Raw genomic sequence first — 22,685 nt, 5'->3', positions numbered from 1 at the left:
GCCCGCCCCAGCCGCAAGGCCGGGGCAGTTACGGAGAAATACATGATCACACTGACCGAAAAAGCGGCGAAACACATCAACCGTTATATCGAACGGCGCGGCAAGGGCATGGGTTTGCGCTTTGGCGTGCGGACCACTGGCTGCTCGGGCCTGGCTTACAAGCTCGAATATGTCGATGAAGCGGCGGCCGAAGACAGCGTCTTCGAATCGCACGGCGTGAAAGTCTTCGTCGACCCGAAAAGCTTGCCTTACATCGACGGCACGGAACTCGATTTCGCGCGCGAAGGCTTGAACGAAGGTTTCAAGTTCCACAATCCGAACGAAAAAGACGCCTGCGGCTGCGGCGAGTCCTTCAGGATTTAAACAGCTGGCAAGACCCCGGTCGGTGCGCTGTACCCATCGATTGCGGTACAGCGACCACTGACCATTATGCAAAACCACTTCGAATTATTCCAGTTGCCGGCGCGGTTCTCGCTCGACATGAGCGCGCTCGACGCGGCCTACCGCGACGTGCAGGGCAAGGTCCACCCGGACCGCTTCATCAACGCCAGCAGCGCTGAAAAGCGCGTGGCGATGCAATGGGCCACGCGCGCCAATGAAGCCTACCAAACCCTGAAAAGCCCGCAAAAACGCGCGCAATACCTGTGCGAACTCAATGGCGTCGATTTGCAGACGGAATCGAACACGGCCATGCCCGTCAGTTTCCTGATGCAGCAGATGGAGTGGCGCGAAGAGCTGGGCGATGCGCGCGCGGGCAAGGATGCCGACGCGCTCGACGCCCTGGACCGCCAGTTGCGCGGCGAACGCAAGGCCTTGCTGGCCCAGGTGGCGGCCCAGCTCGACGCCGCCGACTATGTGAATGCCGCGCAAAGCGTGCGCGCCCTGATGTTCCTCGACAAATTCGGCGAGGAAGTCCGTTTTGCCTATGAGGCGATCGAAGTTTGATCTCCGGATAGCTTGACCGGCGTGCCAAGCGCCAGTCCGGCGCGCGTCTTATAATGCGCGACAGGCATCAACCGCATCACGCAAAAAATTAATCGAGGCACGAATACAATGGCACTTCTGCAAATCTCCGAACCAGGCATGTCGACCGCGCCGCACCAGCACCGCCTGGCCGTCGGCATCGATCTGGGCACCACCAATTCCCTGGTCGCCACCGTCCGCAACAGCATTCCCGAGGTGCTCAACGACGAGGAAGGGCACTCCCTGCTGCCGTCCGTCGTGCGCTACCTGCCGAATGGCCACGCGAACATCGGCTACAAGGCCCTGTCCGCGCAAACGACCGACCCGAAGAACACCATCGTGTCCGTGAAACGCTTCATGGGCCGCGGCCTGGCCGACATCGCCTACGCGGAAAACCTGCCCTACGATTTCCAGGATACGCCTGGCATGGTACAGCTGAAAACCGTGGCCGGCGTGAAAAGCCCCGTCGAAGTGTCGGCGCAAATCCTCGCCACCTTGCGCCAGCGCGCGGAAGATTCGCTCGGCGACGACCTGGTCGGCGCCGTGATCACCGTGCCCGCCTATTTTGACGACGCGCAGCGCCAGGCGACGAAAGATGCGGCGCAGCTGGCCGGTATCAACGTGCTGCGCCTGTTGAGCGAGCCGACGGCCGCCGCCATCGCGTATGGCCTCGATAACGCGTCCGAAGGCGTGTACGCCGTGTACGACCTCGGCGGCGGCACTTTCGACATCTCTATCCTGAAACTGAGCAAGGGCGTGTTCGAAGTGCTGTCCACGGGCGGCGATTCGGCACTCGGTGGCGACGATTTCGACCGCCGCCTGTTCTGCTGGATCAGCGAACACGCCAAGCTGGCGCCGCTGTCGGACGAAGACACGGCCATCCTGATGGTGAAGGCGCGCGAGATCAAGGAACTGCTGTCGACCAAGCCGGAAACGACGATCGACGCCAAGCTGAACTCGGGCGAAGAGATCCACCTGCGTATCACGGCCGCTGAATTTGCGACCATGACGCAGCACCTGGTGGCCAAGACCATGAACGCGATCAAGAAGGCCTTGCGCGACGCGAACGTGGATGCGGACGACGTCGACGGCGTGGTGATGGTGGGCGGCGCCACGCGCATGCCGCACGTGCAGCGCGCCGTGAGCGAATTTTTCCACACGACGCCGCACGCGAACATCGACCCCGATAAAGTGGTGGCGCTGGGCGCGGCCATTCAGGCAAACTTGCTGGCTGGCAACCGCGCCGCCGGCGACGACTGGCTGCTGCTGGACGTGATTCCGCTCTCCTTGGGTATCGAAACCATGGGCGGCCTGGTGGAAAAAATCATCCCGCGCAATTCGACGATTCCGTGCGCCCGTGCGCAGGAATTCACGACATTCAAGGATGGCCAGACGGCCCTGGCCGTGCACGTGCTGCAGGGCGAGCGCGAACTGGTGAGCGACTGCCGTTCGCTGGCGCGTTTTGAATTGCGCGGCATTCCGCCGATGGTGGCGGGCGCCGCACGCATCCGCATCACGTACCAGGTCGATGCGGACGGCTTGCTGTCCGTCTCGGCGCGCGAATTGCGCTCGGGCGTGGAAGCGTCGATCAGCGTCAAGCCGGCCTACGGCCTGGGCGACGACGACATCGCCCGCATGCTGCAGGATTCGTACACGTCGGCAGACGTCGACATGGTGGCGCGCGCGCTGCGCGAAGAGCAGGTGGAAGCGGAACGCATCCTGCTGGCCACGCAGTCGGCGCTGGACGAAGACGGCGGCTTGCTCGATGACGCCGAAAGGGTTGTCGTGGATGGCTTGATGAACCGGGTGCGCGACGCCATCGTGCAATCGCAAAGCGGCGCCATCGACCACCAGGCCTTGAAGCTGGCGATCGAATCGCTGGCCGACGGCACCGAGGATTTCGCCTCGCGCCGCATGGACCGCAGCGTGCGCACTGCCTTGACGGGTAAATCCCTGGACCAGGTCGTACAAGACTAATTGAACAGCGCGCCGCCGAAGCTGCGGCCGCGCTCCGAATGACAGACTGAAAGAAGAAACCATGCCACAAATCGTTATCCTGCCGCACGCCAAGCTTTGCCCGGACGGCGCCGTCATCGAAGCACCTGCCGGCAAGTCCATCTGCGACATCCTGCTGGAAAACGACATCGACATCGAGCACGCCTGCGAAAAATCGTGCGCCTGCACCACCTGCCACGTGCTGGTCCGCGAAGGCATCGAATCGCTGAACGAAGCGACGGAACTGGAAGAAGACATGCTGGACAAGGCCTGGGGCCTGGAAGCCGTGTCGCGCCTGTCGTGCCAGTCCATCGTGGCCGAGGCCGACCTCGTCGTCGAAATCCCGAAATACACGATCAACCAGGTCAGCGAAGGCAGCCACTAACATGAAATGGTCCGACATCAACGCGATCGCCGAAGCGCTGTATGACGCGCATCCGGACATCGATCCCCTGACCGTGCGCTTCACCGACCTGCATAACTGGGTGGTGGAACTGGACGGCTTCGACGATGACCACACGCGCGGCGGCGAAAAAGTGCTCGAAGCGATACAGATGGCGTGGATCGATGAAGCGCGCTAAGGGCGCGGCAGCCGCCGCCACCGCAGCCGCTGCGCCGAAAGACGTCATCACGGCCGCCAGCAACATGCCGGAGATCAAGGATGGCCAGTCGGTCGCCTTGCTGCAGGAACTGCACATCCTGACGCGCGACGGCAAGATGAACCAGGACAGCCGCCGCAAGCTCAAGCAGGTATACCACCTGACGCAGTTCATCGAGCCGCTGCTGCGCGAAGTGCGGCTCGACCACCCCGGCGTCTCGCTGGTCGACCACGGCGCCGGCAAATCGTACCTGGGCTTCATCCTGTACGACCTGTTCTTCAAGAACGGCAACGACGGTTCGCACATCTACGGCATCGAGACGCGCGAAGAGCTGGTGCAGCGCTCGCAAGAGCTGGCGAAGAAATTCAAGTTCCCCGGCATGTCGTTCCTGCCGCTGTCCGTGGCCGAATCGACGGAGTCGAACTTGCTGCCCCAGCAGATCGACATCGTTACGGCCTTGCATGCGTGCAACACGGCCACCGATGACGCGATTCACTTCGCCTTGAAGAAAAAGGCGAAGTTCATGGTGCTGGTGCCATGCTGCCAGGCGGAAGTCGCGTCCGTGCTGAAGAAGAACAAGGGCAAGAGCCTGGGCAAGAGCGTCTTGACGGAACTGTGGCGCCATCCGCTGCACACGCGCGAGTTCGGCAGCCAGATCACCAACGTGCTGCGCTGTCTGCAGCTGGAAGCGCACGGTTACCAGGTCAGCGTGACGGAACTGGTGGGCTGGGAGCACTCGATGAAGAATGAACTGATCATCGCCAGCTACAAGAACTTGCCGCGTCAGCGCCCGACGGAACGCCTGCAGGAAGTGCTGCAGACTCTGGGCCTGGAAGAGATGGGCCACCGTTTCTTTGCCGAGGAATTGGCCAAGGCGCAGGCCTGATTGTTGGATTACGCGGCAAGCCGCCAAGCCAACCTACAGAGCCGCATATGGTCAGGTAGGTCGGGTAGGTCGGATTAGCGTAGCGTAATCCGACAATCAGCAGCGTAATCCGACAATCACCAGCGCAATCAGCAAAAAGGGGGAGGAGCGGGTCGGTTACAATACCGGCTTTCTCCTCCTCTTGCTTTTTGCGCCTCCCCATGACCACACCACACGAAATGCCCACCGTCCGCCTGGCCAAGCGTCTGTCTGAAGACGTGCCCTGTTCGCGCCGCGAGGCCGAGCTGTATATCGAGGGCGGTTGGGTCACGGTCGATGGCGTGCTGGTGGAGGAATCGGGCGCGCGCGTGGCCGACAATCAAGCGGTGGTGCTGTTGCCGAACGCGACCTTGGAAGAAATGCCGCCCGTGACGATCCTGCTGCATAAGCCGGCCGGCATCAATGGCGGCGTGGGCAGCGAGGGGAAGCCCGCATTGAGCTGTTTGCGTCCAGAAGAGATTTTCACGCCGGAAAATGTGGCGCCCAGCTCCGTCACGCGCTTCCTCAAGCGCCACCTGATCGGTTTGACCATCACCAATCCGCTCGACACCATGGCGTCCGGCTTGCTGGTGTTCACGCAGGATTTCCGCGTCGCCCGCAAGCTGGTCGACGAAGCGAAAACGGTGGAGCAGGAATTCATCGTGGAAGTGTCGGGCGCCATCGCTGAAAACGGCCTGGCGCTGCTTAATCACGGCTTGCCCTTCAATGGCAAGCCTTTACCGCCGATCAAGGTCAGCTGGCAAAATGAAACGCGCCTGCGTTTCGCCCTGAAAAACGTGCAGCCGGGCCAGATCGCCCACATGTGCAAGATGGTGGGACTGGACGTCGTCGCCATGAAGCGCTTGCGCATCGGCCGCATCCCGATGGGCGCCATGCCGTCAGGCCAGTGGCGCTATCTGCAGGGTTACGAGCGCTTCTAAAGCTGCGGCGCCGTGATGGAATGGCTTTCCGCAAAGCTTTTCCATAGCCGCTCGGCGATATTCAGCGCGATGGTATCGGCCTTCTCTTGCAGGGCCGGGTTACCCATGCTCTCGGTCGTGGCGAAGAACAGGGTCAGCCAGCGGCGGAACATGCAGGGCGTGAGGTTTTCCATGTTCGCGTGCTGGGCCAGCGGCTTGCCGTGGTAGCGCATGGTGCCGCGCAGCAAGCCTGACCAGAAATCGACCAGTGTTGCCAGATGGACATCCCAATCCTTGACCTCGGCGGCAAAGATGGGGCCCAGCATGGCATCGTCGCGCGCGGCCGCATAAAAGGTGTGGACGAGGTGCTTGACTTCGTCTTCGCTGCAGACTTCCTCGCGGTAGGGAGCGAAGCGTGTGTGGGGGAGGGGGGCGGTATTCTTCATGGCATGCCATGATCGCAGAGCCCCCGTGGCGCTTCAATGACCCAGGTCAAGCCGCGTAAAAACTCAGGCGGCGACTTTCTTCGGCTTCTTCGCCGGTGCCGGCAATTGCACGATCCGCGTGCCCGCCAACTTGTCGTGCAGGAATTGTCCATTGCCCGTAAACAGGGCCGTGCTGGACCATGCCAGGATGCCCACGCCGATGGCGCCCAGCGCCGTCCAGTGCTGCAAATCGAATATATACGACACCAGCAGGGCAGGCAGCAGCCACATCCATGACAGGACGTAGCGGCAGGCGGCCACGCGCAGCGGCACGTGGGCGTGGCCTGGCAGCACCAGCTGCAAACGCCACGTCTTCATGGCCAGGGTTTGCCCTTCGCGGCTCCATTGATGGATGAAATATGCGCCCATGACGAGAAAGGCCAGGCACTGGCGCATGTGTTCCGTCAACGGCGTATGCGCGCCTTGCACGGCCAGTTCAAACAGCAGGAAGGGTAAGAAGAGCACGGCCAGGGCCAGCAGCGACTCGTACACCATGGAAATCAGGCGGCGCTTGATCGTGGGATGGGAAGTGATGCTGGCGACAGGCGTGCTATTTGGCATTGGTTGGCAGTGGGGCGGGCGTGGCAGGTGGCGTGACGGGCACGGCGGCGGGTGGCGTGGTGGCGGCAGGATCGCCTGCCGGCACGGCCGTCGCTGCGGGAGCGGGCGGTAGGGCAGGCACGGCGGCAGGCGCCGCCGGCGTGGCGGGCGGCACGATCACAGGCGGCTTGGTCGTCGTCGAATTGATCGCCGGCACCTTGCCCAGCGGTTTTTTCGGCACGAGTTCCGTCGCCAGCTTTTTCTTTTGGTCTTCCGGCAATTGCTGGTATTGCTCCCATTGCGCGGTTTTTTGACCCGGATCGATCTTTTTCGTGCGCGTATAGTTTTCGCGCACGAGGCGGCGCTGTTCCGGCGTCAGCTTGACCCATTCGCGCATGCGTTCATGCACGCGGATTTGCTCGTCGGCCGTCATGGAGGCGAAACGGTTGGCGATATCGAGCCATTTCTGCTTGCGCAAGGCTTCCAGCTTGTTCCATTCGCCCGCCAGCGGTTGCAGGGCTTCCTGTTGCGCGCGCGACAGCTTGTTCCATGATGGATTCTCGCCAGCCTTCGGCGTGCCGCCCTTGCCGCCCGTGCGGGGCGAGCCGGGCTTGACGGCCGGCACCGGCGCCACCACGGGCGCTGCCGCCACGGGAGGTGCGGCGGGCGCGGCATGTTGCTGCGCGCCTACCCAGGCGGCGCCCGCCAGGGCGCACGCACCCAGGCCGATGCCGCCGGCCAGCCAGCCTTTGCGTACGCTCGTGCGTGCCATTTATTGCTCGCGTTTCGTCAGGTAGGCGTTGAAGCCATGGTCCATATAGGCGGACAGCGGCAATTCGTCCGACAACACGGCCGCGTCGATTTCTGCCAGTTCGGCAATATGTTGTTCCTGCTCAAACTGATAGATGCCCACCAGGCCGCCAACGAGCAGCAGCAGGGGGATGATGACGCTCATGCGGCCCAGCCACGACAGCGGCTCGACGAACAGGCTGCTGGCCACGCCGGCGAACACGTTCTGGCGCACGGCGACGGCGGCAGGGGCGTCCGCCTTCTTGCGCGACAAGGCCAGCTTGCGTGCCGCTGCCAGGCGATCGGTGGCCGATGCGGGCAGGTCGTCGAGTTTTTCGTTCAGTGCATGGCGCACTTTGTAAGCGAAATTGAGATCGTCGGTGTTCATAATTTAATTCCCTTGGCTTTCAGCGATTCGGCGAGCGTGTGGGTAGCTCTAGAGCAATGTGTTTTCACGCTACCTTCGGAGCAACCCATCGCTTCCGCTGTTTCAGCCACATCCATGTCCTGCCAGTAACGCATGAGGAAGGCTTCGCGTTGACGTGAGGGCAGTTTTTGTACCTCTGCATCAATCAAATCAAGGATTTGCGCGCGTTCGACCTGGTCGGCCGACGATTCGGCGGCACTCGAGCCCTGTTCCGATTCATAAGTATCAAGTATATCAAAATCTTCATGCTCGTCGCCCGAGGGCTTCATGCCGGAAAACAGGCTGACCCAGGTGTTGCGAACTTTTTCGCGGCGGAAATAATCAAGGATGGTGTTCTGCAAGATGCGCTGGAACAGCATCGGCAGTTCGGCGGCCGGCTTGTCGCCGTATTTCTCGGCCAGCTTGATCATGGCGTCCTGCACGATATCGAGTGCCGATTCTTCCTTGCGGACCGCGTAGGCGGCCTGCTTGAAAGCGCGCCGCTCGACATTTTCTAGAAAGTCGGATAATTCTTTGTCTGTTGCCATGCGGTATGGGGATCTTAGCGGCTGCTGGGAGCGGTGGGCGAAATGGGGGCGGGTATGCTTTTTGCAACCCCGTGCATGCTAGCAAAAAATGTGCGTTTCCGCAGGGTTTTTGCACGGCGTGCGGGCGAAATGGCCTTTCGGCTGACATTTTCCTTGACCATAATGGTGCAACGCGATAACGTATGGGACGCTTTGAACACCCCAAAGCCCTATGGTCAGGTCGCGACCGGCACACAAGGCCATCCGCGGCAAGACGCGCTTTCATTTGTAGGCAGTTTGTTCTAACCCGCGCCACAAGCGCGAGCGGTTCGTACAGGCGCCACAGAAACTCCGGCCAAACGAGTTGCGTTAAGCGTTGTTTTGTAAGGTATCTATGGGTGCCCAAAGAAATGTCGTGACCGCATGAAAAGGGAAGCAGGAGCACTGTCGCGCACGGCGAACTTCGTCAGGAAAGAACATCCGATCAATCTCCAATGGACCTTGAAAGGAATGTTTCATGAATACCGAAGCAGCAGCAGGACCCATTACCGGCGCAGAAATTGTCGTGCGCTGTCTGGCTGAAGAGGGCGTCGAGCACGTCTTTGGATATCCGGGCGGAGCCGTACTCTACATCTACGACGCCATCTTCCAGCAAAACAAATTCCAGCATATCCTGGTACGCCACGAGCAGGCCGCGATCCACGCCGCCGATGCCTATTCGCGCAGCTCGAACAAAGTCGGTGTCGCCATCGTCACGTCCGGTCCGGGCGTCACGAATGCCGTCACGGGCTTGTCCACCGCGTACATGGACTCGATTCCCATGGTCGTGATCTCCGGCCAGGTGCCGAGCCACGCCATCGGTCAGGATGCGTTCCAGGAATGCGACACGGTCGGCATCACGCGCCCCGTGGTCAAGCACAACTTCCTCGTCAAGGACGTCAAGGACCTGGCAGCGACGATCAAGAAAGCCTTCTTCATCGCCCGTACCGGCCGTCCGGGACCCGTGCTGGTCGATATCCCCAAGGATATCAGCATGCACAAATGCCATTTCGACTATCCGAAAGAAGTCGAGATGCGTTCCTACCGTCCCGTCGACAAGGGCCACTCGGGCCAGATCCGCAAGGCCGTGCAGCTGTTGCTGCAAGCCGAACGCCCGATGATCTACACGGGCGGCGGCGTCATCCTCGCGCATGCGGCTCCCGAGCTGAACAAGCTGGTCGACCGCCTGGGTTTCCCGTGCACCAACACCTTGATGGGCCTGGGCGGCTACCGCGCCTCGAGCGAGCAGTATGTCGGCATGCCCGGCATGCACGGCACCTATGAAGCGAACATGGCGATGCAGAACTGCGACGTCCTGATCGCCATCGGCGCCCGTTTCGATGACCGCGTGATCGGCAACCCGAAACATTTCGCCTCGCATCCGCGCAAGATCATCCACGTGGACATCGATCCATCGTCGATTTCCAAGCGCGTCAAGGTCGATATCCCCATCGTCGGCAACGTCAAGGACGTGCTGATCGAGTTCCTCGCGCAACTGGACGCGGCCGAAGCCAAGCCGAACGTCAATGCCCTGAGCAACTGGTGGAAGCAGATCGCCGAATGGCGTGGCCGCGAATGCCTGAAATACCCGACCTCCGACCTGGTCATCAAGCCGCAATCGGTGGTGGAAAAGGTGTTCCAGATCACCAAGGGCGACGCCTTCATCACGTCCGACGTGGGCCAGCACCAGATGTGGGCGGCGCAATATTATGGCTTCGACAAGCCGCGCCGCTGGATCAATTCCGGCGGCCTGGGCACCATGGGTGTCGGCTTGCCGTACGCCATGGGCGTGCAGATGGCCAATCCGGACGCCACCGTTGCCTGCATCACGGGCGAAGGTTCGATCCAGATGTGCATCCAGGAGCTCGCCACGTGCAAGCAGTATCACCTGACGCCGAAGATCATCATGCTCAACAACCGCTTCCTCGGCATGGTGCGCCAGTGGCAGGAAATCGATTACGGTTCGCGCTATTCCGAGTCGTACATGGATTCGCTGCCCGACTTCGAAAAGCTGGCGGAAGCATACGGCCACGTGGGCATGAAAATTGAAAAACCGGGCGACGTCGACGGCGCCCTGAAAGAGGCGTTTGGCATGAAAGACAGGCTGGTATTCATGAACTTCATTACCGACCAGTCCGAAAACGTGTGGCCAATGGTGAAAGCCGGCAAGGGCCTGTCCGAAATGATGCTCGGTTCGGAGGATCTCTAATCATGCGCCATATTATTTCTGTCTTGCTGGAAAACGAAGCGGGCGCCCTGTCGCGCGTGGTGGGCCTGTTCTCGGCACGCGGCTACAACATCGAAACATTGACGGTGGCGCCGACGGAAGACTCGACCCTGTCGCGCATGACCATCGTCACCAGCGGTTCGGACGACATCATCGAGCAGATCACCAAGCACTTGAACCGCCTCATCGAGGTGGTCAAGGTGGTGGACCTGACCGAAGGCCAGCATATCGAACGCGAGTTGATGCTGATCAAGGTTCGTGCCGTGGGCAAGGAACGCGAGGAAATGAAGCGTACCGCCGATATCTTCCGTGGCCGCATCATCGATGTCACTGAAAAGACGTACACGATCGAACTGACCGGCAACAAGGTCAAGCTCGACGCGTTCATCGATTCGATCGACCGCGCCGCCATCCTGGAAACCGTCCGTACCGGTGGTTCCGGCATCGGCCGCGGCGAACGCATCCTCAAAGTATAAAAATACAAGCAGCACTACGCGGCCCTGGCGCCGCATTTAAAACAACAACGCATCATCAAATATATAGGAAATACCATGAAAGTTTTTTACGACAAAGACGCTGACCTCTCCTTGATCAAAGGTAAAAACGTTGCCATCATCGGCTACGGTTCGCAAGGCCACGCACACGCGCAAAACCTGAACGATTCGGGCGTCAACGTCACCGTCGGCCTGCGCAAGGGCGGCGCTTCGTGGACCAAGGTCGAGCAAGCGGGCCTGAAAGTGGCGGAAGTCAACGACGCCGTGAAAGCGGCCGACGTCATCATGATCTTGCTGCCAGATGAAAACATCGCCCAGGTCTACAACGAAAACATCGCCCCGTTCGCCAAGCAAGGCGCCGTGCTGGCCTTCGCCCACGGCTTCAACGTGCATTACGGCCAAGTCGTGCCACGCGCCGACCTGGACGTGATCATGGTCGCGCCGAAAGCGCCGGGCCACACCGTGCGCGCCACCTACACCCAGGGCGGCGGCGTGCCCCACCTGATCGCCGTGTACCAGGACAAATCGGGCATCGCCCGCGATATCGCCCTGTCGTACGCGTCGGCCAACGGCGGCGGCCGTGCCGGCATCATCGAAACGAACTTCCGCGAAGAAACCGAAACGGACCTGTTCGGCGAACAAGCCGTGCTGTGCGGCGGCGCCGTGGAACTGATCAAGGCCGGCTTCGAAACCCTGACGGAAGCGGGCTACGCGCCTGAAATGGCGTACTTCGAGTGCTTGCACGAACTGAAACTGATCGTCGACCTGATCTATGAAGGCGGCATCGCCAACATGAACTACTCGATCTCGAACAACGCCGAATACGGCGAATACGTGACCGGTCCTAAAGTCGTGACCTCGGCCACCAAGGATGCGATGCGTCAATGCCTGAAAGACATTCAAACGGGCGAATACGCGAAGAGCTTCATCCTGGAAAACAAGGCAGGCGCACCGACCCTGATTTCGCGCCGTCGCCTGACGTCCGAGCACCAGATCGAAGAAGTGGGCGCGAAACTGCGCGCCATGATGCCTTGGATCGCCAAGAACAAGATGGTTGATCAGTCGAAAAACTAAGCGCTTGTAGTTACTCACAAGAAGCCGGCGCAAGCCGGCTTTTTTTATGCGCAGGCGTTTGGCAGGCAACATCCGTTACAATCAGGCCCATTCAACAATACTGTCAGCACCATGCTTGTTTTTTCTAAAGTTCTTGTCGGGAATCTTCATGTGGTCAAACGTCCCGTCTCGCTTGCCATCAGCTGCTGGTTTCTGGTCATCGGCTCGCTGTCAGCGCTGGTGTCGGCTTACCTTGGCCGCAACGATCCCGCCATGCAGGCGTGGATGACGGACGGCGCGATTCCCGCGGAAGTGCAATACGCGATTTTGCTCTTCAGTCAGGGCCTTACCCTGGTGGCAGCGCTGGCCATGTTGCAAAGGCAGCGTGGCGCGCGCACTGTGTACCTGGTGTGGGGCGTGATCGACATTGCGTTCTGCCTGGCGACCGTGCCGCAGAAGATGTACGTCTTGCCTGGCGCGCTCACGTTCGCCGTCATCTGCGCCTTCCTGTACAGTCCGAAATCGAATGCCTGGTTTTCGCCGCGCAAGGCGGCCAATGATGCCTGCATGACGCCAGCCTGAGCACGGTTGTTTTCGTACGCACGCTGTTGGCGCGTTTGCTTTACAATTCCGCCCTTCCTTTGCAGTTTCCTATGGACTGCATCTGTTTCGGTATCTGCCGACCGCAACGCGCATCACCGCTTTTGTAGCACGCCAGGCGCTAGTTTTTTAGCCGCTTGCGCAACCAGAAAGACCCCCATGACTGACCGTATCACCGCCACGGCGCCCTCGCAGGCTGCTGTTGACTCTTCCATTCCCATCCTGGCCTTGCTGGCCCTGGCCATGACGGCGTTCCTCGCCCTGCTGTCGGAAACCTTGCCGGCCGGCTTGCTGCCGCAGATTGCCCGCGATCTCGGTATTTCCGAAGTCATGACGGGCCAGCTGGTGACCGTGTACGCCATCGGCTCCATCCTGACGGCGATTCCCCTGACGGCGCTCACCAGCACCTGGCGCCGGCGCAATGTCCTGTTGCTGGCCATCATCGGCTTTTTGATCTTCAATACGGCGACGGCCCTGGCGCCCAACTATACCGTCGCCCTGGTCGCGCGCTTCGTGACGGGCATGGCCGCCGGGCTGGCCTGGGGCTTGATGGCAGGTTATGCGCGCCGCATGGTGCGTCCCGAACAGCAGGGCAGGGCGATGGCCATTGCCATGATCGGCACGCCGCTGGCCCTCTCCTTGGGCGTGCCGCTGGGCACCCTGATGGGCGGCGTGCTGGGCTGGCGCAGCATCTTTGGCATCATGTCCGGCATGGCCGTGGTGCTGGTCGCGTGGGTGTTGCTGGTCGTGCCCGATTATCCGGGGCAAAAGAGTGGCGAGCGCCTGTCGATCCGCCAGGTGTTCGTGACGCCGGGCGTGCGGCCGATTCTGTTTGTGATCGTCGCCTGGATGCTGGCGCATAATATTTTATACACGTATATCGCGCCGTTCCTGGCGCCGTCCGGCTTGCGCCCCCGCGTCGACCTGGTGCTGCTCGTATATGGCGTCGGCTCGCTGGTCGGCATCTGGCTGGTCAGCCAGCTGATCGACCGCTGGCTGCGCCCGCTCGTGCTGGGCTGCATCGCCGCCTTTGCTCTGGTGGTAGTGGCGCTGGGGCTGGCGATGGACTCGCCCGCCGTGATCTATATCAGCATGGCCTTCTGGGGCGTCACCTTCGGCGGCGCCGGCACCTTGCTGCAGACGGCGTCGGCCGACGCTGCCGGCGACGGCATGGATGTGGCGCAGGCGATGGTCGCGACCATCTGGAACGTGGCCATCGCCGGCGGCGGCCTGGCGGGCGGCATGCTGCTTGACGGCTATGGCGCGGCCTCGTTCCCGTGGGCCATGCTGGCCTTGCTGCTGGTGGCGTTGAGCATCGCCTGGCGCGCGCACCGCCACAGTTTCAAGCCGGGCCGGCGCAGCGGCGGCGCGGTGGTCGGTCACTAATAACATTGTTATTTATGATGACAGTGTATTGAAATGTGAGCAGATGTGACTGGCAAGCGCATTTTGTGACGATTTGTTAATTTGCGCCATGGGAATGAATGAGGCGTTAGAATCTACACAGTTTGACAAGTTTCTCAAGCGAAAGGGGTGCCAAAAGCGCCCCGTTCGCTGGCTGTCAGCCACATTAACTACCTAGGAGTACCCCATGACCGTGATGAAATCCGTCCTTGTTGCCGCCGCAGCCACCGTTGCCCTGAGCGCGCAAGCTCAATCCTTGCCGACTTCCGGCACTCTGGTGGTCGTCCCCGCGTTTGGCGAAGTCAAGCATGTCAATGACCAGGTGGTCGCTACCCTGGCCGTCGAAGAACAGGACAAGGACAAAGCCGCGGCCGCGTCGCGTGTCAACCAGAAGATGAACAAGGGCATCGCCATCGTCAAGCAGGCCGACCCGTCGGCGGCATTGAAATCGTACGGCTACTATACCTATCCCGTGTATCCGGAAGAGCGCCCATTGCCGGCTGGCGCCGTCGCCAAGCCGCGTTTGCCAACGGCCTGGCGTGTCGGCCAGTACCTGGAAGTGACGACGGCCAATCTGGCGTCCCTGCCAAAGACCGTGTCGGCGGCGCAAGGCGTGCTGACCCTGAACGGCTTGAATTTCGGCCTGAAGCCGGAAACCATCCGCTTGCTGGACGACCAGCGCATCGCCGCCACGTATAAAAACCTGAACGAGCGCGTGGCCGCCATCGCCAAGGCCATGGGCCGCAACGTCTCCGACGCCGTGCTCGATACGGTGGACTTCGAAGGTTCGGGCAACTACGCCACGGAAAACCGTCCTGCCGCCGCGCCGATGATGATGCGCAGCGCCAAGATGGCCGAAGACAGCACCGTCGCCGAACCGAGCTTCGAGCCGGGCGAAACGACGCTCGACATGCGCGTCGTCGGCAAGGTCAAGTTCAAGTAAGCGCGTTAGCGCGGAAATATTTTCGCGTTAGACTGTTTTAAAAATCATGGGGCTGTTGGCCCCATGGTCGTTTTTGCCCCCAATATTTTCCAGGAGAACCCCATGACCGTCATGAAATCACTGCTGGCCGCCGCCGCCGCTACCGTTGCCCTGAGCGCACAAGCCCAGACCTTGCCCACCTCAGGCACCCTCGTGGTGGTGCCCGCCAACGGCGAAGTGGTGCATGCGAACGACCAGGTGACCGTCACCCTGGCCGTCGAAGAGCAGGACAAGGACAAGGCCGCCGCCGCCTCGCGCGTGAACCAGAAGATGAACCAGGGCGCGGCCATCGTCAAGAAAGCCGATCCGCAAGCCGTGCTGAAGACCCAGGGCTACTACACGTATGCCGTGTACCCGGAAACGGCGCCGTTGCCGCCTGGTGTCGCTGCCAAGCCCAGAGTGCCGACCGGCTGGCGAGTGGGCCAGTACCTGCAGGTAACGACGACCAACCTGGCCGCCTTGCCGAAAACCGTGTCCGCGGCGCAAGGCGTGCTGACCCTGAACCGCCTGAACTTCGGCCTGGCACCGGCCACCATCCGCAAGCTCGACGACCAGCGCATCGCCGCCGCCTACAAGAACCTCAACGAACGCGTGGCCGCCATCGCCGGCGCCATGGGCCGCAACGTCAGTGACGCCGTGATCGATACCATCGATTTCGAAGGTTCGGGCAACTATGTGCAGCGCGCCAACGTGGCCGGCGCGCGCGCCATGAGCGCCGACTCCATGGGCCATGGCGGCAACCAGGTGGCCGAACCGAGCTTCGAGCCGGGCGAAACGACCCTGAACATGGGCCTGGTGGCCAAGGTCAAGTTCAAATAAGGCTTGAACAGGGATCAATATTGCCGGCTTGACGCCGCCGCGCTTTTCTTTGGCGGTGGCTCCTCTATAATGACAACATCGGCAGGCGCATGCCGTAACAGTCATGCGCCTGCCATCTGGCACCGATTCCCCCGCAGTACACAAGATATGGAACAACATGGCAAACTTCCCCCGTCGTAGAGGCAAGAACGGCACCCCCGCAGTATCCAAAGCGTCCCGCTTCAGCAAATTCGTGCGCCAGCCGGTGACCGATGGCACTGGCAAGAAAACCTTGCGCCGCCGCGGCATCTATCTGTTGCCGAACGCCTTCACGACGGCAGCCCTGTTTTGCGGCTTCTACGCCATCGTCATGGCCATGAACCAGAAATTCGAACACGCGGCCTGGGCCATCTTCATCGCCATGATCCTCGACGGCCTGGACGGACGCATCGCGCGCCTGACGAATACGCAGAGCGAATTCGGCGCCCAGTACGACAGCCTGTCCGACATGGTGTCGTTCGGCGCCGCGCCGGCGCTGGTGATCTACGAATGGTCGCTGCGCGGCATGGGCAAACTGGGCTGGCTGGCCGCCTTCGTGTATTGCGCCGGCGCCGCCTTGCGCCTGGCCCGCTTCAACACGAATATCGCCGTGGTCGACAAGCGCTTCTTCCAGGGCTTGCCCAGCCCGGCTGCGGCTGCCATGGTGGCCGGCTTCATCCTGCTGATGAACGACCTGGAATTTGCCGGCAACCAGCTGGCCTGGGTGTCGTGGACGATCGCCCTGTTTTCCGGCCTGACCATGGTCACCAACGTGCCGTTCTACAGCTTCAAGGATGTGAATTTCCGCAAGTCCGTGCCTTTCATCGTGGTATTCCTGCTGGCATTGTTCTTTGCGCTCATTTCCATCGATCCGCCGAAGGTGCTGTTCCCGATTTTCGTCGTGTATGGCCTGTCCGGCTACGCCGTGTTTTTCTGGCGCATGGCGAAGGGCAAGCCCGTCAGCATCATTCAGACCGACCCCGAGCATTAATGCGGCGAGTCGGTAGCGTCGCCAGTCTTCAGCCAGCCAGGAGCAGCCATGACCACCAGCAACCGACTCATCATTTTTGACACCACCTTGCGCGACGGCGAGCAATCGCCGGGCGCCTCCATGACGCGCGAGGAAAAGCTGCGCATCGCCAAGCAGCTCGAGCGCATGAAGGTCGATGTGATCGAGGCGGGCTTCGCCGCCGCCTCGCAGGGCGACTTCGAGTCGATACGGGCGATTGCCGGCGCCGTGCGCGACTCCACCATCTGCTCGCTGTCGCGCGCCAACGACCGCGACATCGCCCGCGCCGCCGAAGCGCTGGCGCCAGCCGAGCGCAAGCGCATCCACACGTTTATTGCCACGTCGCCCCTGCACATGCAGATGAAGCTGCGCATGACGCCAGAGCAAGTGCTTACGCAGGCGCAAAATGCCGTGCGCTTTGCGCGCCAGTTCACGGACGACATCGAATTCAGCCCCGAAGACGGCAGCCGCTCCGATGAAGATTTCCTTTGCCGTGTGCTCGAGGGCGTGATCGCCGAGGGCGCCAACACCATCAATTTCCCCGACACGGTCGGTTACGCCGTGCCCGAAATCTTCGGCGCCACCATCAAGCGCTTGCGCGAACGCATACCGAACTCCGACAAGGCCATCTGGTCTGTCCATTGCCATAACGACCTGGGCCTGGCTGTGGCCAATTCGCTGGCCGGCGTCATGATAGGCGGCGCGCGGCAGATCGAATGCACGGTCAATGGCCTCGGTGAGCGGGCCGGCAACACGGCGCTGGAAGAAGTGGTGATGGCGCTGCGCACGCGCGCCGCCTATTACAACTTGACGGTGGGCATCGATACGACGCAGATCGTGGCGGCGTCCAAAATGGTGTCGCAGATTACGGGCTTTGCCGTGCAGCCGAACAAGGCCGTCGTGGGCGCGAACGCCTTTGCGCACGCGTCCGGCATCCACCAGGACGGCATTTTAAAGGCGCGCGAGACGTATGAAATCATGCGCGCCGAAGACGTGGGCTGGACGGCCAACAAGATCGTGCTCGGCAAACTGTCGGGGCGCAATGCCTTCAAGCAGCGGTTGCAGGAGCTGGGCATTTCTCTGGAATCGGAAGCGGAGGTCAACGCGGCCTTCCTGCGTTTCAAGGAGCTGGCCGACCGGAAATCCGAGATTTTCGACGAAGACATCATGGCCCTCGTCAGCGAAGAGCAGCAGGCGCAGGAGAGTGAGCACTACCGTTTTGTTGCGCTGACGCAGCAGTCGACGACGGGCGCCGTGCCGCATGCGCGCGTGGAATTCCTCGTCGGCGGCCGGCAGCGCAGCTGCGAAGGGCAGGGCGACGGCCCCGTCGACGCCACCGTCAACGCCATCGAAAGCGCGGCCGCCAGCGGCGCCGAGCTGGTCCTGTTCTCCGTCAACGCCATCAGCACGGGCACGCAGTCGCAGGGCGAAGTGACGATGCGCCTGTCGCGCGACGGGCGCATCGTCAATGGCGTGGGCGCCGACCCGGACATTATCGTCGCGTCGGCCAAGGCGTATTTGTCGGCCTTGAACAAACTGCATGCCAAGGATGAGCGCATCGACCCGCAGCCTTAGTGAAGGACGCCTGATTAAACCTACTGCGCGTCGATATAGGTGGCCTGCGATGCTCACCGTACTAGAGTACGGTTGCGCTTCTTAGCCACCTCTCTCTTCCGCTCGCTACGGTTTTATCAGGCGTTGTTGCGCCGGTAATGTTTTACCAGAAAAACCGCCGCTCTTCCTTGGCCGGATCGGGCCCGTTCATCATCATGCGCACGATGCCGTCGTGGTCGAAGTGCACATGCATCATGGAATCCCACACGCCCGATTCCTTGTAGCGGTAGGACCAGACGTGCAGTTTCGGCAGCGACAAATACGATGTTTCCGTCGGGCGGCCCAAGGTGTGCAGCACGTCTTGCTGAGTCGACACGCCTACCTTGATGCGGGCAAAGCCCGGCGTGTCGAGCACTTGCTCGTAGGAAATCAACCTGTCGTCGGGGCCGAAGCGGGCCATATATGTGTACTGGCCGTACGGTCCCGTCGCGTATTCGAGTTCGGGACCCGTGGGCAGCTGGTAGATATTCGTGGGACGGCCCAGGCGCGCTTCCACGGCGGCGCGCGGCTCGCCCGGCTGGGGCGGCGGGACGTTCCAGCTGGCGCAGCCGGCCAGCATGGCAAACAGCAGCGGTGTTGCTGATTTGAGCAGTTTTTTCATGGTTGACCTCCTGAAATGCAGGAAAACCCTATCATGCACCGAGAAAAGCGCGCACGGCAGGATACAGGCGGGCATTTTTCCGATATACTTGCGCGTCTGGTTGGAAGCCTAGGCCAGTATTTTAATAATCGTAGTTCACGGTGGATAGGGTTCAGACTCTGTGCACCGCATGTGAAAGGTTTATCATGACAGTAGAAAACATCAACAAAGCCGCTATCATCGCGGACAACGCACGTGGTCAAAACGACACCGGCTCCCCTGAAGTGCAAGTTGCACTGCTGACAGCTCGCATCAACGAACTGAACGGCCACTTCAAAGCCCACTCGAAAGATCACCACTCCCGCCGCGGCCTGATCATGATGGTCAACCGTCGTAAGAGCCTGTTGTCCTACCTGAAGGCTAAAGACGCTACCCGTTATCGCGACCTGATCGCTAAACTTGGTCTGCGCAAGTAATTTTTGCCGTACAAGGTTTATACAGAAATGCCTGCGCCAGTTCGCTGACGCGGGCATTTTGTCATTTGAATTCCGGATTTTTATCGGTAAGTGCAGTATTCTCTACCGACATCATGTTTTAAAAGTAAAGTAGTAAAGGCGGCAACGAAGTTTCCGCCGCCTGTGGTGAGGTGAACGACAGCCCCTGAAAATCTGTCGGCAATTAGAAAAGGGATACCCCATGTTTAACAAAGTTACGAAAACCTTCCAGTACGGTCAACACCAAGTGACCCTGGAAACCGGCGAAATCGCACGTCAGGCATCCGGCGCAGTGCTGGTGTCGATCGAAGATACCGTCGTTCTGGCAACGGTGGTGGCACGCAAAGATGCCAAGCCAGGCCAGGATTTCTTCCCTTTGACGGTTGATTATGTCGAGAAAACCTATGCTGCCGGTAAAATCCCGGGCGGTTTTTTCAAGCGCGAAGGCCGTCCTTCCGAAAAAGAAACACTGACATCGCGTCTGATCGACCGTCCTATCCGTCCGCTGTTCCCGGAAGGCTACCTGAATGAAGTGCAAGTCATCATTCACGTGTTGTCGGTTAACCCTGAAATCGATCCGGACATCGCCGCCATGATCGGCGCCTCCGCTGCCCTGTGCGTGTCGGGCGTGCCTTTCAACGGTCCTATCGGCGCCGCGCGCGTCGGTTACGCCAATGGCCAGTACATCCTGAACCCGACCGTCCAGCAACTGAAAACGTCGGAAATGGACCTGGTTGTCGCCGGTACCGAAACGGCCGTGCTGATGGTCGAATCGGAAGCGAAACAGCTGTCCGAAGAAATCATGCTGGGCGCCGTGGTCTTTGGCCACGATCAGATGAAAGTCGTCATCGACGCGATTCACGACCTGGTGCGCGACGGCGGCAAGCCGGAAGTGGAATGGGCGCCTGCGCCGAAAAACGAAGCACTGATCGCCCGCGTCGCGCATTTCGCCAACGCCAAGATCAATGACGCGTATCAAACCAAGGACAAGCAAGAGCGTACGGCCAAGCTGAAAGCGGCGACGTCGGAAGTGATCGCCGACCTGTCGGCTGAAGTCGCTGCCACCGGCGGCGCGGCGATCGACAGCGCCGAAGTCAACAACATCCTGTTCGACATCGAAGCGAAAATCGTGCGTACGCAGATCCTCGACGGCGAGCCACGCATCGACGGCCGCGACACGCGCACCGTGCGTCCGATCTCGATCCGCACCAGCGTGCTGCCACGCACCCACGGTTCGGCCCTGTTCACGCGCGGCGAAACGCAGGCGCTGGTCGTCGCTACCCTGGGCACCGCCCGCGACAGCCAGAAGATCGATGCGCTGATGGGCGAGTTCACCGATTCGTTCATGCTGCATTACAACATGCCTCCGTTCGCCACCGGCGAAACGGGCCGCGTCGGTACGCCGAAACGCCGCGAAATCGGCCACGGCCGCCTGGCCAAGCGCGCGCTGATCGCCGCCTTGCCAGCAGCTGAAGAGTTCAGCTACTCGGTGCGCCTGGTGTCGGAAATCACGGAATCGAACGGTTCCTCGTCGATGGCTTCCGTCTGCGGCGGCTGCCTGGCACTGATGGACGCCGGCGTGCCGATGAAGGAACACGTGGCCGGTATCGCCATGGGCCTGATCAAGGAAGGCGGCAAGTTTGCCGTGCTGTCCGACATCCTGGGCGACGAAGATCACCTGGGCGACATGGACTTCAAGGTAGCCGGTACCCGCAACGGTATCACGGCGCTGCAGATGGACATCAAGATCATGGGCATCACCAAGGAAATCATGCAAGTGGCACTGGCGCAAGCCAAGGAAGGCCGCGAGCACATCCTGGGCGAAATGCAAAAAGCCATGCCGCACGTCAAAACCGAACTGTCCGATTTCGCACCGCGTCTGATCACCATCAAGATCAACCCGGAAAAAATCCGTGACGTGATCGGCAAGGGCGGCGCCGTGATCCGTGCGCTGACCGAAGAGACGGGCACGCAGATCGACATCAGCGACGAGGGCGTGGTCACCATCGCTTCCGTTGACGCGCAAGCCGGCCAGGAAGCCAAGCGCCGCATCGAAGAACTGACCGCTTCCGTCGAAGTGGGCAAGACCTACGAAGGCACCGTGCTGAAACTGCTGGACTTCGGCGCCATCGTGCAAGTCATGCCTGGCAAAGACGGCTTGCTGCACATCTCGCAGATCGCCAACGAGCGCGTCAACGCCGTGGCCGACTACCTGAAAGAAGGCCAGCTGGTTCGCGTCAAAGTGCTGGAAACGGACGACCGCGGCCGTCTGAAGCTGTCGATGAAAGCTGCTGAAGGCAACGAAGCGCCAGCCGCTTAAGTCAGGCTGACTGCGGCCCCGGCCGCATGCTCAAAAACCGCCAGCGCGCAAGCCCTGGCGGTTTTTTTTGCGCCGCGTTTGCGCTGTATCGAAGGTGCGGGCAGGCGTTCGCAGCGGCTTTGATACAGCTCGCATTGGCCGCTGCCGCGCCTTGTAGATTCGGGAGGGGATATTCCCCCTGACCGAGTCTTTCAAGGAGATGCAGCATGCGCACATTCCGCGGGCTGGCCGCCGCCTTTCTGCTTGCCGTTTCGCCCTGTACCTGGGCACAGGCTGACAACGCACCGACACCGGTGCCGCTGCCCATCCCCATCGCCGCCGCCTCCGCGGCCATGCCGGCGCAAGACCTCGACGCCTTGCGCGCCGTGCATGCGCGCGAAATCAATGACCTCAGTACCTTCAAGACGGCCGGCTTGCAGAGGGAAGTCATCGATCCCTACCTCGAGAGTGGGCCAGGGCAGCAATTGCTGCGCGAACTGCGCGCCGCCGACCCCGCCGCGCCAGCCGAGACGATTTATGCGCGCGCGGTCGAGCAGCTCGCTTCCGGCAGCACCTTGCCCGATTTGCAGAGCATGTCGGCCGCGCTGGTCAAAATCGTGCCGCATGGCCAGAATGTGTCGCCGTATTCGCCATATTTCACCACCAGCGCGCAATTGCAGCTGGCCTCGGGCCGCTGCGCCACCCTGGCCGACTGTTTCGGCTTGCCCTTGAAGAGCGAGGCGCCGCTGTATGATGTGTATCAGGTCATGCCCAAGGGCACCGTCAACGTGTTCGTCAGCCAGGTCGCGCCGACGCAAGAGCTGGGCGGGCTGGTGCGGCGCAAGGGCGGGGCGCAGCAGTATTTGTTGCCCAACCGCAGCCTGTGGTCGGCCCCCGTGCTGATCGGCACGATCAAGAATTGAGG

25 protein-coding genes are annotated in these 22,685 nt (G+C 61.1%); 19 read left to right on the top strand and 6 right to left on the bottom strand.

Annotated elements, in window-relative coordinates; genetic code table 11:
• The first annotated feature begins 42 nt into the window (after positions 1–42).
• The 7 genes from iscA (at position 43) to IGS55_RS16400 (ending at position 5,402) form a co-directional block, all read left to right on the top strand.
• Positions 43–363, top strand: a complete 321-nt coding sequence (gene iscA, locus IGS55_RS16430; RefSeq protein WP_034750079.1) for an iron-sulfur cluster assembly protein IscA — start codon at positions 43–45, stop codon at positions 361–363.
• Positions 364–429: 66 nt separating this feature from the next.
• Positions 430–945 carry a Fe-S protein assembly co-chaperone HscB gene (gene hscB, locus IGS55_RS16425; RefSeq protein ID WP_230517955.1) on the top strand — a complete coding sequence of 172 codons (516 nt, stop codon included), beginning with the start codon at positions 430–432 and terminating at the stop codon, positions 943–945.
• Between the two features lie 108 nt (positions 946–1,053).
• Positions 1,054–2,940 (top strand): Fe-S protein assembly chaperone HscA, encoded by a 1,887-nt coding sequence (gene hscA, locus IGS55_RS16420; protein ID WP_230517956.1) that lies wholly within the window; start codon positions 1,054–1,056, stop codon positions 2,938–2,940.
• Between the two features lie 61 nt (positions 2,941–3,001).
• The gene (gene fdx, locus IGS55_RS16415; RefSeq protein ID WP_034750070.1) at positions 3,002–3,343 is read left to right on the top strand and encodes an ISC system 2Fe-2S type ferredoxin; all 342 of its coding nucleotides are present in this window, start codon (positions 3,002–3,004) and stop codon (positions 3,341–3,343) included.
• A gap of 1 nt (position 3,344) precedes the next feature.
• Complete coding sequence (iscX, locus tag IGS55_RS16410; protein WP_230517957.1) at positions 3,345–3,539, top strand: Fe-S cluster assembly protein IscX; 195 nt, start codon at positions 3,345–3,347, stop codon at positions 3,537–3,539.
• Positions 3,526–4,443, top strand: coding sequence for a class I SAM-dependent methyltransferase (locus IGS55_RS16405; protein ID WP_230517958.1), 918 nt, complete (start codon positions 3,526–3,528; stop codon positions 4,441–4,443). Before iscX ends, IGS55_RS16405 begins: the two co-directional genes overlap by 14 nt.
• A 200-nt stretch (positions 4,444–4,643) precedes the next feature.
• Positions 4,644–5,402, top strand: coding sequence for an rRNA pseudouridine synthase (locus IGS55_RS16400; RefSeq protein WP_230517959.1), 759 nt, complete (start codon positions 4,644–4,646; stop codon positions 5,400–5,402).
• Here the strand turns inward: IGS55_RS16400 and IGS55_RS16395 are convergent.
• The 5 genes from IGS55_RS16395 to IGS55_RS16375 all read right to left on the bottom strand — a co-directional run bounded on the left by IGS55_RS16395 (position 5,399) and on the right by IGS55_RS16375 (position 8,149).
• A complete protein-coding gene (locus IGS55_RS16395; protein ID WP_230517960.1) occupies positions 5,399–5,827 on the bottom strand; it encodes a group III truncated hemoglobin in 429 nt (142 codons plus the stop codon). The genes IGS55_RS16400 and IGS55_RS16395 overlap by 4 nt on opposite strands.
• Positions 5,828–5,890: 63 nt before the next feature.
• Entirely contained in the window at positions 5,891–6,427 is a 537-nt protein-coding gene (locus tag IGS55_RS16390) for an RDD family protein (RefSeq protein ID WP_230517961.1), read from the bottom strand.
• Positions 6,417–7,178, bottom strand: a complete 762-nt coding sequence (locus tag IGS55_RS16385) for a DUF3106 domain-containing protein (protein ID WP_230517962.1) — start codon at positions 7,176–7,178, stop codon at positions 6,417–6,419. The genes IGS55_RS16390 and IGS55_RS16385 overlap by 11 nt, the downstream gene beginning before the upstream one ends.
• Positions 7,179–7,583 carry a DUF3619 family protein gene (locus IGS55_RS16380; protein WP_034750051.1) on the bottom strand — a complete coding sequence of 135 codons (405 nt, stop codon included), beginning with the start codon at positions 7,581–7,583 and terminating at the stop codon, positions 7,179–7,181.
• On the bottom strand, positions 7,580–8,149 hold the full coding sequence (locus tag IGS55_RS16375) for an RNA polymerase sigma factor (protein ID WP_034779551.1): 570 nt from the start codon (positions 8,147–8,149) through the stop codon (positions 7,580–7,582). The genes IGS55_RS16380 and IGS55_RS16375 overlap by 4 nt, the downstream gene beginning before the upstream one ends.
• A gap of 496 nt (positions 8,150–8,645) precedes the next feature.
• Here IGS55_RS16375 and IGS55_RS16370 point away from each other — a divergent pair, with 496 nt between their 5' ends.
• The 9 genes from IGS55_RS16370 (at position 8,646) to IGS55_RS16330 (ending at position 18,348) form a co-directional block, all read left to right on the top strand.
• Complete coding sequence (locus tag IGS55_RS16370; RefSeq protein ID WP_051991041.1) at positions 8,646–10,376, top strand: acetolactate synthase 3 catalytic subunit; 1,731 nt, start codon at positions 8,646–8,648, stop codon at positions 10,374–10,376.
• A 2-nt stretch (positions 10,377–10,378) separates the two neighbouring features.
• The gene (ilvN, locus tag IGS55_RS16365) at positions 10,379–10,870 is read left to right on the top strand and encodes an acetolactate synthase small subunit (protein ID WP_010399754.1); all 492 of its coding nucleotides are present in this window, start codon (positions 10,379–10,381) and stop codon (positions 10,868–10,870) included.
• 75 nt (positions 10,871–10,945) lie between these two features.
• Positions 10,946–11,962, top strand: coding sequence for a ketol-acid reductoisomerase (ilvC, locus tag IGS55_RS16360; RefSeq protein WP_034750044.1), 1,017 nt, complete (start codon positions 10,946–10,948; stop codon positions 11,960–11,962).
• 150 nt (positions 11,963–12,112) lie between these two features.
• Entirely contained in the window at positions 12,113–12,523 is a 411-nt protein-coding gene (locus IGS55_RS16355; protein WP_230517963.1) for a hypothetical protein, read from the top strand.
• A 177-nt stretch (positions 12,524–12,700) separates the two neighbouring features.
• Positions 12,701–13,927, top strand: a complete 1,227-nt coding sequence (locus IGS55_RS16350) for an MFS transporter (RefSeq protein WP_230517964.1) — start codon at positions 12,701–12,703, stop codon at positions 13,925–13,927.
• A 205-nt stretch (positions 13,928–14,132) separates the two neighbouring features.
• Positions 14,133–14,888: an SIMPL domain-containing protein gene (locus IGS55_RS16345; RefSeq protein WP_230517965.1), complete on the top strand. Its 756-nt coding sequence runs from the start codon at positions 14,133–14,135 to the stop codon at positions 14,886–14,888.
• Between the two features lie 102 nt (positions 14,889–14,990).
• The gene (locus tag IGS55_RS16340; protein ID WP_230517966.1) at positions 14,991–15,746 is read left to right on the top strand and encodes an SIMPL domain-containing protein; all 756 of its coding nucleotides are present in this window, start codon (positions 14,991–14,993) and stop codon (positions 15,744–15,746) included.
• Between the two features lie 157 nt (positions 15,747–15,903).
• Entirely contained in the window at positions 15,904–16,755 is an 852-nt protein-coding gene (gene pssA, locus IGS55_RS16335) for a CDP-diacylglycerol--serine O-phosphatidyltransferase (protein ID WP_070288765.1), read from the top strand.
• Positions 16,756–16,803: 48 nt separating this feature from the next.
• A complete protein-coding gene (locus IGS55_RS16330; protein ID WP_230517967.1) occupies positions 16,804–18,348 on the top strand; it encodes a 2-isopropylmalate synthase in 1,545 nt (514 codons plus the stop codon).
• A gap of 142 nt (positions 18,349–18,490) precedes the next feature.
• Here the strand turns inward: IGS55_RS16330 and bamE are convergent, their stop codons facing one another.
• Positions 18,491–18,988, bottom strand: a complete 498-nt coding sequence (gene bamE / locus IGS55_RS16325) for an outer membrane protein assembly factor BamE domain-containing protein (RefSeq protein ID WP_128142470.1) — start codon at positions 18,986–18,988, stop codon at positions 18,491–18,493.
• A 185-nt stretch (positions 18,989–19,173) separates the two neighbouring features.
• On the opposite strand from bamE, the gene rpsO reads away from it, so the two are divergent.
• The 3 genes from rpsO to IGS55_RS16310 all read left to right on the top strand — a co-directional run bounded on the left by rpsO (position 19,174) and on the right by IGS55_RS16310 (position 22,683).
• On the top strand, positions 19,174–19,443 hold the full coding sequence (gene rpsO, locus IGS55_RS16320) for a 30S ribosomal protein S15 (RefSeq protein ID WP_010399743.1): 270 nt from the start codon (positions 19,174–19,176) through the stop codon (positions 19,441–19,443).
• Positions 19,444–19,663: 220 nt separating this feature from the next.
• Positions 19,664–21,781 carry a polyribonucleotide nucleotidyltransferase gene (pnp, locus tag IGS55_RS16315; protein WP_128142471.1) on the top strand — a complete coding sequence of 706 codons (2,118 nt, stop codon included), beginning with the start codon at positions 19,664–19,666 and terminating at the stop codon, positions 21,779–21,781.
• Between the two features lie 206 nt (positions 21,782–21,987).
• Positions 21,988–22,683: a hypothetical protein gene (locus IGS55_RS16310; protein ID WP_230517968.1), complete on the top strand. Its 696-nt coding sequence runs from the start codon at positions 21,988–21,990 to the stop codon at positions 22,681–22,683.
• The last annotated feature ends 2 nt before the right edge of the window (positions 22,684–22,685 follow it).

The organism is Janthinobacterium sp. EB271-G4-3-2, from assembly GCF_020858035.1.
In the GTDB taxonomy this organism is placed as follows: domain Bacteria; phylum Pseudomonadota; class Gammaproteobacteria; order Burkholderiales; family Burkholderiaceae_D; genus Janthinobacterium; species Janthinobacterium aestuarii.
This window is presented reverse-complemented; position numbering and strand designations above follow the sequence as displayed.

Bases quoted from the DNA above. Each gene is read 5' to 3' on its own strand.
- rpsO (WP_010399743.1), top strand. From the start codon at position 19,174: ATGACAGTAGAAAACATCAACAAAGCCGCTATCATCGCGGACAACGCA.
- IGS55_RS16400 (WP_230517959.1), top strand. From the start codon at position 4,644: ATGACCACACCACACGAAATGCCCACCGTCCGCCTGGCCAAGCGTCTG.
- IGS55_RS16390 (WP_230517961.1), bottom strand. From the start codon at position 6,427: ATGCCAAATAGCACGCCTGTCGCCAGCATCACTTCCCATCCCACGATC.
- ilvC (WP_034750044.1), top strand. From the start codon at position 10,946: ATGAAAGTTTTTTACGACAAAGACGCTGACCTCTCCTTGATCAAAGGT.
- IGS55_RS16395 (WP_230517960.1), bottom strand. From the start codon at position 5,827: ATGAAGAATACCGCCCCCCTCCCCCACACACGCTTCGCTCCCTACCGC.
- IGS55_RS16345 (WP_230517965.1), top strand. From the start codon at position 14,133: ATGACCGTGATGAAATCCGTCCTTGTTGCCGCCGCAGCCACCGTTGCC.
- pnp (WP_128142471.1), top strand. From the start codon at position 19,664: ATGTTTAACAAAGTTACGAAAACCTTCCAGTACGGTCAACACCAAGTG.
- IGS55_RS16340 (WP_230517966.1), top strand. From the start codon at position 14,991: ATGACCGTCATGAAATCACTGCTGGCCGCCGCCGCCGCTACCGTTGCC.
- iscX (WP_230517957.1), top strand. From the start codon at position 3,345: ATGAAATGGTCCGACATCAACGCGATCGCCGAAGCGCTGTATGACGCG.
- hscA (WP_230517956.1), top strand. From the start codon at position 1,054: ATGGCACTTCTGCAAATCTCCGAACCAGGCATGTCGACCGCGCCGCAC.
- IGS55_RS16330 (WP_230517967.1), top strand. From the start codon at position 16,804: ATGACCACCAGCAACCGACTCATCATTTTTGACACCACCTTGCGCGAC.
- IGS55_RS16385 (WP_230517962.1), bottom strand. From the start codon at position 7,178: ATGGCACGCACGAGCGTACGCAAAGGCTGGCTGGCCGGCGGCATCGGC.
- ilvN (WP_010399754.1), top strand. From the start codon at position 10,379: ATGCGCCATATTATTTCTGTCTTGCTGGAAAACGAAGCGGGCGCCCTG.
- IGS55_RS16310 (WP_230517968.1), top strand. From the start codon at position 21,988: ATGCGCACATTCCGCGGGCTGGCCGCCGCCTTTCTGCTTGCCGTTTCG.
- fdx (WP_034750070.1), top strand. From the start codon at position 3,002: ATGCCACAAATCGTTATCCTGCCGCACGCCAAGCTTTGCCCGGACGGC.
- IGS55_RS16370 (WP_051991041.1), top strand. From the start codon at position 8,646: ATGAATACCGAAGCAGCAGCAGGACCCATTACCGGCGCAGAAATTGTC.
- hscB (WP_230517955.1), top strand. From the start codon at position 430: ATGCAAAACCACTTCGAATTATTCCAGTTGCCGGCGCGGTTCTCGCTC.
- bamE (WP_128142470.1), bottom strand. From the start codon at position 18,988: ATGAAAAAACTGCTCAAATCAGCAACACCGCTGCTGTTTGCCATGCTG.
- IGS55_RS16375 (WP_034779551.1), bottom strand. From the start codon at position 8,149: ATGGCAACAGACAAAGAATTATCCGACTTTCTAGAAAATGTCGAGCGG.
- iscA (WP_034750079.1), top strand. From the start codon at position 43: ATGATCACACTGACCGAAAAAGCGGCGAAACACATCAACCGTTATATC.
- pssA (WP_070288765.1), top strand. From the start codon at position 15,904: ATGGCAAACTTCCCCCGTCGTAGAGGCAAGAACGGCACCCCCGCAGTA.
- IGS55_RS16350 (WP_230517964.1), top strand. From the start codon at position 12,701: ATGACTGACCGTATCACCGCCACGGCGCCCTCGCAGGCTGCTGTTGAC.
- IGS55_RS16405 (WP_230517958.1), top strand. From the start codon at position 3,526: ATGAAGCGCGCTAAGGGCGCGGCAGCCGCCGCCACCGCAGCCGCTGCG.
- IGS55_RS16380 (WP_034750051.1), bottom strand. From the start codon at position 7,583: ATGAACACCGACGATCTCAATTTCGCTTACAAAGTGCGCCATGCACTG.